The organism is Nitrosomonas sp. Nm132, from assembly GCF_900100485.1.
Classification (GTDB): Bacteria; Pseudomonadota; Gammaproteobacteria; order Burkholderiales; family Nitrosomonadaceae; genus Nitrosomonas.
Genome location: NZ_FNDH01000001.1, coordinates 146,487 through 160,428 on the forward strand (window position 1 = coordinate 146,487; position 13,942 = coordinate 160,428).

8 protein-coding genes are annotated in these 13,942 nt (G+C 47.1%); 1 reads left to right on the forward strand and 7 read right to left on the reverse strand.

Going from position 1 to position 13,942, the window contains the following annotated elements; all coding sequences use genetic code 11:
• Positions 1–153: 153 nt before the first annotated feature.
• Both BLP80_RS00620 and BLP80_RS00625 read right to left on the reverse strand, forming a co-directional pair.
• On the reverse strand, positions 154–1,341 hold the full coding sequence (locus BLP80_RS00620; protein WP_090539106.1) for a ribonucleotide-diphosphate reductase subunit beta: 1,188 nt from the start codon (positions 1,339–1,341) through the stop codon (positions 154–156).
• A 50-nt stretch (positions 1,342–1,391) separates the two neighbouring features.
• Complete coding sequence (locus BLP80_RS00625) at positions 1,392–4,256, reverse strand: ribonucleoside-diphosphate reductase subunit alpha (protein WP_090539108.1); 2,865 nt, start codon at positions 4,254–4,256, stop codon at positions 1,392–1,394.
• Positions 4,257–4,543: 287 nt separating this feature from the next.
• Here BLP80_RS00625 and BLP80_RS00630 point away from each other — a divergent pair, with 287 nt between their 5' ends.
• Positions 4,544–7,981: an acyl-[ACP]--phospholipid O-acyltransferase gene (locus BLP80_RS00630; RefSeq protein WP_090539110.1), complete on the forward strand. Its 3,438-nt coding sequence runs from the start codon at positions 4,544–4,546 to the stop codon at positions 7,979–7,981.
• Between the two features lie 43 nt (positions 7,982–8,024).
• Here BLP80_RS00630 and der read toward each other — a convergent pair whose 3' ends face one another.
• From der to ispG, 5 genes are all read right to left on the reverse strand, one after another.
• Positions 8,025–9,431: a ribosome biogenesis GTPase Der gene (der, locus tag BLP80_RS00635; RefSeq protein ID WP_090539223.1), complete on the reverse strand. Its 1,407-nt coding sequence runs from the start codon at positions 9,429–9,431 to the stop codon at positions 8,025–8,027.
• 102 nt (positions 9,432–9,533) lie between these two features.
• On the reverse strand, positions 9,534–10,760 hold the full coding sequence (gene bamB / locus BLP80_RS00640; RefSeq protein ID WP_090539112.1) for an outer membrane protein assembly factor BamB: 1,227 nt from the start codon (positions 10,758–10,760) through the stop codon (positions 9,534–9,536).
• A complete protein-coding gene (locus BLP80_RS00645) occupies positions 10,761–11,408 on the reverse strand; it encodes a tetratricopeptide repeat protein (protein WP_090539114.1) in 648 nt (215 codons plus the stop codon).
• Between the two features lie 30 nt (positions 11,409–11,438).
• The gene (hisS, locus tag BLP80_RS00650; protein ID WP_090539116.1) at positions 11,439–12,695 is read right to left on the reverse strand and encodes a histidine--tRNA ligase; all 1,257 of its coding nucleotides are present in this window, start codon (positions 12,693–12,695) and stop codon (positions 11,439–11,441) included.
• A complete protein-coding gene (gene ispG / locus BLP80_RS00655) occupies positions 12,688–13,932 on the reverse strand; it encodes a flavodoxin-dependent (E)-4-hydroxy-3-methylbut-2-enyl-diphosphate synthase (protein ID WP_090539118.1) in 1,245 nt (414 codons plus the stop codon). The genes hisS and ispG overlap by 8 nt, the downstream gene beginning before the upstream one ends.
• Between the last annotated feature and the right edge of the window lie 10 nt (positions 13,933–13,942).

Here is a 13,942-nt window from a genome sequence, read left to right on the forward strand (position 1 = left end):
ATAACGTAACCGTTATATTCTGCAGGCAAGTTGCTACATCATTGCTTTCGCATTTACTCCTAAAACTCCTAAATTGTTAATGAACCCCTAACTTATAGGGTATTGAACTTCAAAAGAACGATCCAGAAAATAAAAGAGATTTTGCTGTTAACGCTACTCCCAACTCAAAACACCACCAGTCTGGTACTCAATGACACGTGTCTCAAAGAAATTCTTTTCTTTTTTTAGATCAATCATTTCCGACATCCAGGGAAATGGATTGCTTGCGTCTGAAAACAGAATATCGAGACCAATTTGCTGACAGCGGCGATTTGCAATAAATCGCAAATATTCCTTGAACATCGATGCATTCAAGCCCAAGACGCCACGTGGCATCGTATCCTCAGCATAGCGATATTCGAGCTCGACGGCTTTCTGCATCAAAGCGCCAATCTCTTCACGAAACTCTCTTGTCCAGAGATGAGGATTTTCCAACTTGATCTGATTGATGACATCAATACCAAAATTACAGTGCATGGACTCATCACGCAAAATATACTGATACTGTTCGGCAGCCCCCATCATTTTATTCTGCCTTCCCAGCGCCAGAATCTGCGTAAACCCTACATAGAAAAACAATCCCTCCATAATGCACGCAAACACAATCAAACTTTTTAGTAATTGCTGATCAGATTCCAATGTGCCTGTTTTAAATTTTGGATCCGTCAAGGTATCGATGAAAGGAATCAGAAATTCATCCTTATCGCGAATTGATTCGATCTCATGATAAGCATTAAAAATCTCACCTTCATTCAACCCCAGTGATTCAACGATATATTGATAGGCATGGGTATGAATGGCTTCCTCGAAAGCCTGTCGCAAAAGATATTGACGACATTCCGGATTAGTAATGTGGCGATAAGTACCGAGCACAATATTATTGGCTGCCAATGAATCGGCTGTTACAAAAAAACCAAGATTACGCTTGATCAGACGACGCTCGTCTTCAGTCAATCCATTCGGATCTTTCCAAAGCGCAATATCACGGCTCATGTTGATTTCCTGAGGCATCCAGTGATTGGCGCAAGCTGACAGATATTTCTCCCACGCCCATTTATATTTGAACGGGACCAGTTGATTGACATCTGCCTTGCAATTGATAATGCGCTTATCTTCTACAGAGATGCGACGATGGGCATCCTCCATTGAACTCTCATTCGATGTATCAATGCAGGCGCCATCCTTTGTTGTATTGCTTGCAGCAGGAGAATACAAGATCGAATCATCATCTAACACTCCGCTCAATAGATCTTTCTTCCGGATACTTTCTGGTTGCAGGGATTCATCATCAAATGTCAGCATTATTGCCACTCCTTATTCTTATATAGTTGCATTCATACATTAATTAATTATCATTGGCATGATTCACATCCAGGATCATCAATCGCGCAATACTTGATTTCCGCTGTCATTTGTTGAGCGTTTGCCGCGGTTACACCGCCACTGGCCGGCACGGCATTGAGTGCACCGGTATATACCGTAGACTTTTCTGCTGTCGTTGCGCCTAATGAGCGCAAATAGTAGGTTGTCTTGAGCCCCCGCAGCCAAGCAAGCTTATAAAGCTCATCGAGCTTCTTTCCAGAAACACCGGCCATATAAATATTGAGGGATTGCGCCTGATCGATCCATTTCTGCCGTCTCGCTGCCGCCTCAACCAACCAGCGAGGATCCATTTCGAATGCGGTCGCATACATGTCCCGCATGCTTGCAGGTATTCTGTCTATTTTGCCGATCGCACCATCGTAATACTTGAGATCAGCAATCATCACCTCGTCCCATAGATCGCGTTGCTTCAGATCATTGACCAGCCATTTATTGGCGATGGTAAACTCTCCAGACAAATTGGATTTAACGTAAAGATTCTGATAAGTGGGCTCGATGCTCGCTGAAATGCCGACGATATTTGAAATCGTCGCAGTAGGCGCAATGGCTAGACAATTTGAATTTCTCATGCCGTGCTTCTTGATACGCGCACGAAGTTTATCCCACTGAAAAGCCGCTGAAGTATCCACCTCAACAAAATTACCGCGCTCTTCACGTAATAGCTCGAGGGTATCCTGCGGCAAAATCCCGCGATCCCATAAACTGCCACGATAGGAAGCGTAACAGCCACGCTCTTCCGCTAATTCGGTGGAAGACCAATAAGCATAGTACGCAATAGCCTCCATTGATCGATCTGCAAACTCCACCGCTTCTTCTGAAGAATAGGGAATACCCAGCTTATATAAACAGTCCTGGAATCCCATGATGCCAAGCCCAACTGGCCGGTGCCTCAGATTAGCATTACGCGCTTTAGCAACCGCATAGAAATTAATATCGATGACGTTATCAAGCATCCGCATCGCCGTGCTGATCGTACGCTTGAGCTTACCCATATCAAGTTTGCCATCGTTGACGTGCGCCGGCAAATTGATTGATCCCAGATTGCAGACAGCGATCTCTTGTTCATTGGTATTCAAGGTAATCTCTGTACAGAGATTGGAACTATGCACCACCCCGACATGATTCTGAGGTGAGCGTATGTTGCAGGGATCCTTGAAGGTGATCCATGGATGTCCTGTCTCGAACAGCATGGTCAGCATTTTCCGCCACAATTGCTGAGCAGGAATCTTCCTATGTAGGGCAATTTCACCCTCCGCCGCTTTTTTCTCGTATGTGAGATAAGCTTGCTCAAATACCTTGCCATACTTGTCATGGAGATCCGGCACATCAGAGGGCGAAAACAGTGTCCAGTCCTCCCCCTCCATTACCCGTTTCATGAACAAATCGGGCACCCAGATCGCCGTATTCATATCATGCGTACGACGACGATCATCACCGGTATTTTTGCGAAGTTCAAGAAACTCCTCGACATCAAGGTGCCAGCACTCCAGATAAGCGCATACCGCTCCCTTACGTTTACCGCCCTGATTAACCGCTACAGCGGTGTCAGACACTACTTTGAGGAAAGGAACGACGCCTTGTGATTTGCCATTGGTTCCCTTGATACGTGATCCCATCGCCCGGACGGGTGTCCAGTCATTGCCCAGCCCACCTGCAAACTTTGAAAGCAAGGCGTTTTCCTTAATCGCTTCATAGATACTATCCAAACTATCCGACACGGTGGTCAGATAGCACGAAGACAGCTGCGGACGGCACGTACCCGAATTGAATAATGTCGGCGTCGAGCTCATGAAATCAAATTTGGATAATACCTGATAGAACTCTATGGTACGCGCCTCACGATCAATTTCATTGAGCGCCAGCCCCATGGCCACCCGCATGAAAAAGGCCTGCGGCAGCTCGATACGTTTTTCGTTGACATGGAGAAAATAACGATCATAGAGGGTCTGCAAACCAAGATAACCAAACTGCATATCACGATCTGCATCCAGCACCTCTGCCAAACGGCTCAAGTCAAACTGGGCCAGACGCTCATCCAATAATCCAGCCTCGATACCTCGCTTGATAAAGCCTGGAAAATATTCCGCATAACGAGATTTCATCTCGTTATGCGTCACATCCTCTCCCAGCACCTCAAAGCGGATAGTATGTAGCAACAGTCTCGCCGTAACGTAACTATATGCCGGGTCTTTTTCTATCAATGAACGCGCCGATAGAATAATCGATTTCCTTACCTCTTCCGCCGGCACTCCATCGTATAAATCTTTTAGCGTTGATTTAAGAATCAATGCGCTATTCACCGCCTCGCCAAGATCGATACAAGCCGCATCCACCAACGCTGCCAGTCGCGCAACATCCAGAGGAATTCTGTGGCCATTTTCTACCACATGTAAAACGTGGACCTGTTTCTCGGCAGTCAGCTTTTCTTGCTGCTTTGCCCGTTCACGCGCTCGCTCCTCGCGATACAGTACATAGGAGCGAGCCACATCGTGTTCGCCCGAACGCATCAACGCCAGTTCTACCTGATCCTGAATATCCTCGATATGAAATGTGCCCCCTTCGGGCTGGCGTCGCGTCAGCGCGCCCACCACATCCTGAGTCAAATGCGCCACCACCTCACGTACCCGTGCAGACGCAGCGCCTTGCCCGCCTTCCACCGCGATAAAGGCTTTGGTCATCGCAACAGAAATCTTGCTGGGCTCAAATGCAACCACCGCACCGTTACGACGAATCACTTTATATTGAGCATATTGCGAGCCGGGTGAAACTGGAATTTCTGGAAAACCACTTTGAAGGACAGGGTTTAAGTTTGCACTGTCGGCCGTAAGTTGCATAGTCGACTTCTCCTTGTTTATGGATGCAAAAATACAGGCAAATTAGTATGGCCATACTACCTGTAGTAGCAGGCCATGGATCATAGTGTGCCTATTGTACTAGCTTTTGGAAAAACGAAATACTTTTCTGCATTGAAAAATATTCTTTTTTTATTAACCAGTTGATAAAAATCAATAATTAGAAAAGCGATTAATCTATCGGTATTCCTATTTTGTTCGGATTACAAGATGGGTCATGTTATGAGAAACTACGAACGACTAATTATTAATTATCACGGATTTTCTTCATGCACCAAAGTCAATGGCACCTGCTTACCAGTAAACGTTTTCTGCCTCTTTTCCTCACCCAGTTCCTGGGGGCACTGAATGACAATGCTTTCAAGAATGCACTCGTCATCCTGATTACCTATACAGCGATGGATAGCGCAGGCCTCAGTCCACAAATCATGGTGACCCTTGCGGCTGGCATCTTCATCCTGCCTTTCTTTCTTTTTTCTGCCACCGCAGGTCAGCTTGCAGATAAATGGAACAAAGCAAAGCTGATCAGAATCATCAAATTCATAGAAATCCTGTTGATGGGCGGCGCAGCGGTAGGCTTCTTTCTAGGGAATGCAGCTTTTCTGCTGTGCATTCTTTTTTTAATGGGAGCCCAATCAGCATTTTTTGGACCACTCAAATATGGCATTCTGCCAGACCACCTCCATGAGAATGAGTTGATTGGCGGCAATGCCCTGATTGAAGCAGGCACATTCTTAGCGATACTGTTCGGCACGATGCTAGGGGGTTTGCTCATTCTAGCTGAAAATGGCGCCGCCATTATTTCAACATTGGCCATCATCACCGCATTCACTGGTTGGTTATTCAGTCTATTCATTCCACCAGCCAAGCCGGCATCACCCAAGATTAAAGTCGGCTACAACCTGCTATACGAGACAGGCGCCATCCTGCAGCACATCCGTCAGAACACCATTCTATTCCGCTCAATACTGGGCATCTCGTGGTTCTGGCTGTTTGGTGCAACCTTTTTATCTCAGTTTCCTGTTTTTGCGAAAGAGATCATTGGCGGCAGTGAGCAAATTGTCACGCTGTTTCTAGTCGTTTTTTCCATCGGTATTGGCATTGGCTCGCTGTTTTGCAATAAATTGCTGAAAAGCGAAATTGCGGCAACGTATACGCCGCTGAGCATTCTGAGCATGACCATTTTTACTATTGACTTGTTTTTTGCCAGTGAAAATATCCTTCCTCCAGGAGAAGGTGAGCTGATCGGTGCAGTCGCCTTTCTGAATTCATTGGCACATTGGCGTATCTTGCTGGATCTACTGGCCATTTCCATTTGCGGTGGTATCTATGTTGTCCCACTTTATGCCATTGTTCAGCGTTATTCAGAAACCTCTCACCTATCACGTGTCATTGCTGGCAATAACATCATGAATGCATTATTCATGGTGTTATCAGCCCTAGGCATCGGCTTGATGCTGGCCAGCGATTTCACCGTGACTCAAGTTTTTCTTACCATCGCGATTCTGAATGGTCTCGTGGCAATCTACATCGCTAGCCTGTTGCCGCAAGCACTGGTCAGATCGATTCTGCAAGGAATTTTTCATACTTTCTACCGACTGGAAGTCAAAGGACTGGAAAACTATCAGAAAGCAGGAGAAAAAACGATCATCATTGCCAATCACCTATCATTCCTGGATGCCATCCTGTTAAGCATTGGTATCCCTGAGCCACTGTGTTTTGCCATCAACACACACATCGCACGACGATGGTGGATTAGGCCATTTCTATTTCTGGCTGACACCGTCACAATCGACCCTGCTAACCCGATGTCTACCCGGCTATTGATTAATAAAGTAAAAAGTGGTCAGAGAGTCGTCATTTTTCCAGAGGGCAGGCTGACGCTAACCGGATCACTCATGAAAGTTTATGAAGGTCCTGCCATCATTGCCGATAAATCTGGCGCGCTACTCCTCCCGATCAGAATTTCAGGTGCTCAATACACCCCTTTCTCCAGACTGAAAGGTAAAATTCGGATTCGCTGGTTCCCCAAAATCACCCTTACCTGCATGCCACCCGAATCATTTGATCTGCCGCCGCAAATCCACGGAAAGCAACGAAGACGTCTAGCCGGAATCAAGCTTTACGACATCATGACAACCATGATGTTTCAAAGCAATGAACTCAAGCAAACCTTATTTCAGTCCCTTCTGGATGCAACCGCCATTCATGGTAAAAAACATATCGTCGCTGAAGATATCAAACGCATGACATTGACCTACTCTCAGTTAATCACCCGCAGTTTTATTCTAGGAAACAATCTGCGAAAGCTTACGCGGGCAGGAGAAAACGTGGGAGTGTTATTGCCTAACATGACTGGCACGCTGATCAGTTTCTTTGCCTTACAAGCCTTTGGCCGCACCCCTGCCATGTTAAATTTCTCCGCCAGCAAAAAGAATCTGGTGGACGCATGTCAACTGGCACAAATCAAATCGGTCATCACGTCCAGACAGTTCATTGAAGCTGGGAAACTCACTGAAATGATCGATGGATTGCAAGCGCAACGTGTTGCGCTACTTTACCTGGAAGATATTCACAAACACCTTCACTGGTGGAACAAGTTCGCAGGATTCTTAGCCGGATGGATTCCGCGACTTACTTATCGCGTCACCAGTCCCTCACAGGATCCCAATGCTCCGGCGGTGGTTTTATTTACTTCTGGCTCTGAAGGGACTCCTAAAGGCGTAGTGCTTAGTCACATCAATTTACAGGCGAACCGCTTCCAGGTGTCCTCCCTTATCGATTTTGGTCCAACGGATATCGTATTCAATGCGTTACCGATTTTTCATTCATTTGGTCTGACAGGCGGCATGCTCTTACCCGTTTTATCCGGAATAAAGACATTTTTTTATGCTTCACCACTGCATTATCGGGCTATCCCGGAACTGGTATATGACACCAACGCCACACTTCTATTTGGTACCGATACCTTCCTGGCTGGCTATGCACGTCATGCTAATCCCTATGATTTTTACAGTCTTCGCTATGTATTCGCAGGCGCAGAAAAATTAAGGGAAAGTACGCGTAGAACATGGTCAGAAAATTTCGGCGTCCGTATTTTCGAAGGGTATGGCGCTACTGAAACAGCGCCCATCCTGAGTATCAATACCCCCATGCACAACCGAGCAGGATCGGTAGGTCGCATGCTGCCAGGGATTAGCTACCAGTTGGAAAAAATTCCAGGTATTAAAAATGGCGGTAAGTTACTAGTCTCTGCTCCTAATGTCATGAAAGGGTATTATCTGATCGACTCGCCCGGGCAGGTTACGCCCCTACTTAACAGCTGGTATGACACGGGCGATATCGTCGAAATAGATAATGAAGGCTATATATTTATTAAAGGTCGCGCCAAGCGTTTCGCCAAAATCGGGGGTGAAATGGTTTCTTTAGCTGCGGTAGAAGAGTATGTCAGCAAACTCTGGCCCGATTATATCCATGCCGTGGTGCAGATTCCCGATGCAAAAAAAGGAGAACGGTTGGTTCTCATTACGACCAATCCCACCGCCAATCGAAATGACTTGATTAGCTATGTTCAGGAACAGGGAATTGGAGAGTTGAGTATCCCAAAAACTATTTTAGTAATCAATGAAATGCCTATTCTGGGCACTGGAAAAACAGATTATGTCACCCTTCACGATTGGGTTCTGCAACAGACGGCAAACCTTTAATCTGTGCACTTTCAGGTTTTGATCTTTCTGATATCCATAAATCTCATCGACCATATTTCTTCCTGTTCCGGCGACGGCGATTATGCGCACGCCGGGCTTCTTCTTCGGTCGGTGGCGCAGGTTTCTTATTGGCGTAGGGATTATGGCCTGTCCTGAATTCTACGCGTAACGGCGTACCTTCCAGCCGGAAAGTTTCACGAAATGTGCTTTCCAGGTAGCGGCGGTAAGTTTCTGGCACATGATCCAGCATGCTGCCATGAACAATGATTAAGGGAGGATTGGAACCTCCCTGGTGAGCATAGCGCAATTTGGGACGAGACATCCCTCCCCGTGGAGGAGATTGTTTTGCGACAGCTGCCAGCAAAGCACGTGTCAGCTTGGGTGTGGGCAAATTCGCCATTGCGGCGGCATAAGCGGTATTAATCGATGGAAATAATCCTTTTATGCCGCTTCCCTGTAACGCAGAAATGTAGTGATATTTAGCAAAATCAAGAAACGCGAACTTTCGGGCTATCTCCCGCTTGACAGCATCTCGCTGATAATCATCCAGACCATCCCACTTATTTATAGCGATGACCAATGCTCTGCCCGTTTCCAGAATAAATCCGGCAATATGGGCATCCTGGTCAGAAATATCATTTCTTGCATCAAGAACCAGGACCACTACATTTGCATCCTCGATGGCTTGCAGTGTTTTGATGACTGAAAATTTCTCGATCGTCTCGAATACTTTGCCTCGACGACGCAGACCCGCTGTATCGATCAAAGTGTAATGATGCTGACGGTACTCAAAATCAATATAAATACTGTCCCGGGTCGTACCCGGCTGATCAAATGCAATGACACGCTCTTCACCCAACAACGTATTGATCAGCGTGGACTTGCCTACGTTGGGCCGTCCGACAATGGCGATTTTGGGATATTTTTCTGCTCTCTCCTCAATTTCTTCTGGAGGAGGAAGAAAATCGGCCAAAGCCAATTCGACCAGCTCACCCACGTGATCGCCATGAATAGCTGAAATTGCACAAGGCTCACCCAGACCGAGCTCATAAAATTCCGAAGTGACAATAGCGGTTCTCATTCCTTCGGTTTTATTCACTACCAGCAGAATTTTGCGACCTGTTTGACGCAGATGCTCCGCAATAATCTTGTCATGCGGCGCCAATCCTTGCCGGCCATCAACCACAAACAAAACAATATCCGCTTCATCGACTGCCTGCAATGTCTGCTTCGCCATCGCATGCAGCACGCCCGACTTTACAACAGGTTCAAAACCGCCCGTATCTACAACGATATAAGGCTTATCGCCTATCTTGCCATGACCATAATGCCGATCACGGGTCAACCCTGGAATGTCTGCCACGATGGCATCACGACTGCGCGTGAGACGATTAAACAGTGTTGATTTACCGACATTGGGTCGCCCAACCAGCACAAGCGTAGGTTTCATGATTATAGGAAATGATAATGGCTGAAAAAATGCATGCCCGCTCCCATTACTGGAAGAAAGCATCTCTGAAATTTATTGTGAAGAGTGGATTACCAACAACCGTTACTGCGCAGCAAAAGCGTAAATTCCACCCTTTGAGGTCTGCACGACAAACCCATCAGGAATATACTCCGGACGGCTCAAAATAGCACTGCCATCCGTGGCCGCTCGTGCCACCAGACTGCCATCATGGCGCCTGAGTAGTGAGACGTTACCTTCTGCATCACCCACTGCCAAGAGTGCACCACGAACAACCAAGGGCGCAGATAATTTACGGCTACCCAGTTTAGCCTGCTTCCACATCATGGCACCACTTCTTTTGTCATAAGCGACGACTGCACCACGATCTTCACTTACATAGACATTGTTGTTATCCATAGTAAGACCAACATTGCTAGATGCATCTCTCGCCCAAATCTGATTACCATCCGCGATCTCAAAGCAGGCAATGCGCCCATTATAGGCTACGGCACAAACTTGTTGATCATCAATAACGGGTAGACCAGCAATATCCGTCATACGCTCCAGCTCGGTGACCCCGCGTGGTTGTGAAACAGTCGCCTCCCAGCCTACATTGCCGTTTACTAAATTCATGGCTATCAGTTTGCCACCGGCTAATCCAGCAAATACAGCACCTCGATAAATTAACACGCTGGTAAAATTTCTCATCGTCAATGCAGGCGTAGGCCCTTGATAAACCCATTTACGTTTGCCATCCGCCGCATCTAATCCAAAAATCCTGCCATCACCGCTCCGTGCAATCACGACACCGCTATCGACCTGGGGCGGACTTAATACTTCGCTGGTCACGCGCGCTTTCCAGCGCTCATTACCCATTTCGTCAAACGCAAGCACTTCACCCTTGAATGTTCCGATCAGGATCATTCCATGGCCTGCACCCACTCCCCCTGATAACTTATGCTCAGTCTCTACCTGCCAGTTCTCTTTTCCAGTAGCCGGATCGAGGCGAACCAGCTGTCCTTTTGCATCAGCCACGTATACTGCGCCATTCTCATAAATGGGAGAGAATACGGCTATCTCGCTCTTATTCAGGCCGAGCTGCCACAATATCGGTATCTGCGGTAGTGCTTCTAATGCCGCAATTTCTTCCTCATTAACCTCAACTTCATCTTTATTACTCAATAGATCAACAAAATTACTAATCCCCAGATCACCCATACTGGCGCATCCGGTCAGTAAAACCAACACGACGGATAATACGAGGTGTCGTAAGAAGAAACCTCCTGCTCTAAGCAACAAAAGATACTCCAGATACAAATTGACGATCACCTACTGCTTGGTCTCTCTCAAAGCATCCAGCTTCATCTGGACAATATTCTGATAGGCGCTTCTACCACCACCCAATTTATCGATTGCTTGTTGATAAGCTATACGCGCTTCAGCTATTTTTCCCGATGCAGTGAGAATATCTCCTTTCAAATCAGTATAAAGTCCTGTAAAAGATTCTCCATGCTGAGCATTTAGCAGACTCAGAGCTTCATCATATTTCTTCTCATCCAACAATATGCCAGCAAGGCGTAATCGCGCGATATCCTTTATCTCCGACTCCTTACTCACATCCAGAATCCACTGCAATTTACTTTTAGTCCCTTGTATCTCACCAGCATTGATATTTGCATGCGCTGCAATCAGAGCTGCGCGTGAAGCATACCCGCTAGCAGGGAAGCCCTCCATCAACAAATGCGCGGCATCATTAATCTTCCCGGAGTTACTATTTTTCTCAACTTGCTGTTGCAATATAGCAAACAAGTCAGCAGCCTGCTGTGCTTGCTGCCTTTTATAATAATTCCAAGTCTGCGTTCCGACGATCGTTGCAATCAAGGTTGTTACGATGATAATCATCGTATTACCATGCGCTGCCCACCAGGCTTTTAGCCCTTCTATTTTTTCCTGTTCTTCCGGATTATAAGCTGCCATTTTTTCTTGACCTGCCTAGATAATTAACTATTAAATTCGTTTGAGTAGTGGGCCTGCTTCCGCTAGCCCTATTCTCACCTGCTCAGCTGCCTCACGCAACGGCTTGATGCTCACTTCCCCTGCTTTTGCTTCATCATCACCAATAATGACAGCAAAACGAGCGCCACTGGCATCCGCTTTCTTCATTTGCGATTTAAAACTTCCGCCGCCGCAATGCAAAATAACGCTGAGCCCTTCATTACGAAACCATTCTACTGCTTTCCAGGAAAAATTCGCAGCGATCTCTCCCTGATGAGCAACATAAATATCGACGGCAGGGTTTGGAATTTCACTTTCGCCTATCAAAGCAAGAATTCGTTCAATTCCCATCGCAAACCCACAGGCAGGCGCCGGCTTTCCGCCCATTTGCGCGATCAACCCATCATAGCGCCCTCCTGCGCATATCGTCCCTTGTGCACCCAGCTTATCGGTCACCCATTCGAATACGGTGCGATTGTAATAATCCAATCCCCTCACAAGCTGGAGATTAATCTCAAAATCAACACCTTGCTCGTGCAGCACTCGCTGCAACGCTTCAAAATGCTTTAGTGATTCCTCATCCAGATCATCCAATAACCGTGGTGCTCCAAGCAGGATCTCGCGCATGAGCGGATTCTTACTATCCAGGATACGCAGGGGATTGCTATGCAGGCGCCTGCGTGCATCTTCATCCAGTTCATCCCAATACTGCTCAAAATACTTGATGAGTCTTGCCCGATAAATGGCACGTGATTCGGTGCTGCCAAGCGTGCCAATTTCCAGGTGCACACCTGAAATGCCCAATTGACGCCAAAGCCGCGCGCACATGATGATCAGCTCTGCATCGATATCAGCGCCCGCATATCCCAGCGCCTCCACGCCAACTTGGTGAAATTGCCGGTACCGCCCTTTTTGTGGACGTTCATGCCGAAACATCGGTCCATAGTAATATAATCTCTGCGGCCCTGCATAAAGAAGATTATGCTCAAGCACTGCACGCACACAGGAAGCTGTTCCTTCCGGACGCAATGTCAGACTATCTCCATTAAGATGGTCCACAAACGTGTACATTTCCTTTTCGACGATATCAGTCACCGCACCGATCGAGCGTATGAATAAATCAGTCTGCTCGACGATGGGAGTACGAATATTACGGTAACCATAACTGGCGAGCCAGGTACGCACTGCATCCTCAAAAAACTCCCAACGATGCGCTTCATCTGGCAGGATATCATTCATCCCGCGGATAGCCTGAATCACATTAGGCATGGATTGATTTTCTTTGGTATTTGGTGCGTACATATTCATCAACGATGTGACGAAATTCGCCCGCGATGTTGTCCCCCTTCAGGGTGACTGTCTTTTGTCCATCCACATAAACCGGTGCCACCGGATTTTCTCCTGAGCCAGGCAAGCTAATACCAATATTGGCATGCTTACTTTCCCCCGGACCATTGACCACGCATCCCATCACCGCCAGCGTCATGTTTTCCACTCCATCATATTGTTCACGCCAGGTGGTCATTTGCTCTCGCACATAAGCTTGGATACTTTCAGCTAACTCTTGAAAATAAGTACTCGTTGTTCGTCCGCAACCTGGGCATGCTGCCACCAGCGGAACAAATGCCCGCAAACCCATTGTCTGCAGGATTTCCTGCGCCACGATGACCTCACGCGTGCGATCCCCTCCAGGCTCAGGCGTCAGTGATATCCGTATGGTATCGCCTATCCCTTCAAACAACAGCACCGACAATGCTGCAGTCGATGCAACGATCCCCTTCGACCCCATCCCTGCCTCTGTCAACCCCAGGTGCAGTGCATAATCACACTGAGCTGCCAGGTCACGATAGACCGCTATCAAGTCTTGCACACCGCTTACCTTGCAAGACAGCACGATGTGATCTCGTGGAAGCCCAAGCTCTTCAGCCTTGGTTGCACTCTCCAAAGCAGAAGTAATGAGAGCCTTGCGCATTACTTGACCAGCATCCATTGGTTCAGCAGATTTGGCATTTTCATCCATGATGCGTGCCAGCATTTCCGGATCCAAACTACCCCAATTGACGCCAATTCGCACAGGCTTGTCGTATTTACAAGCTATCTCAATCAGCGTAGCAAACTGCTCATCGCGCTTCTTGCCATGACCTACATTTCCTGGATTGATACGATACTTGGCCAATGCTCTGGCGCAATCCGGGTAGGCGGTCAGTAATTTGTGGCCATTAAAATGAAAGTCGCCTACCAGTGGCACATGACAGCCCATATTGTCCAATCTTGCACGAATCGCTGGCACTGCATTGGCTGCTTCTGCAGTATTGACTGTAATTCGCACCAATTCTGAACCAGCATGCGCCAATTGCGCAACCTGTATGGCGGTAGCCACTTCATCTGCTGTATCAGTATTAGTCATCGATTGTACAACGACAGGTGCATTACCACCGATCATGATTGAATCTACGCGAACCCCAACACTTCTGCGCCGGGGTAAAGAAATATTATTTTGAGACATTATTCTATAA

Coding starts and splice junctions, on each gene's coding strand:
- der (WP_090539223.1), bottom strand. CDS start 9,431: ATGAAACCTACGCTTGTGCTGGTTGGGCGACCCAATGTCGGTAAATCA.
- BLP80_RS00625 (WP_090539108.1), bottom strand. CDS start 4,256: ATGCAACTTACGGCCGACAGTGCAAACTTAAACCCTGTCCTTCAAAGT.
- ispG (WP_090539118.1), bottom strand. CDS start 13,932: ATGTCTCAAAATAATATTTCTTTACCCCGGCGCAGAAGTGTTGGGGTT.
- hisS (WP_090539116.1), bottom strand. CDS start 12,695: ATGCCTAATGTGATTCAGGCTATCCGCGGGATGAATGATATCCTGCCA.
- BLP80_RS00630 (WP_090539110.1), top strand. CDS start 4,544: ATGCACCAAAGTCAATGGCACCTGCTTACCAGTAAACGTTTTCTGCCT.
- BLP80_RS00620 (WP_090539106.1), bottom strand. CDS start 1,341: ATGCTGACATTTGATGATGAATCCCTGCAACCAGAAAGTATCCGGAAG.
- BLP80_RS00645 (WP_090539114.1), bottom strand. CDS start 11,408: ATGGCAGCTTATAATCCGGAAGAACAGGAAAAAATAGAAGGGCTAAAA.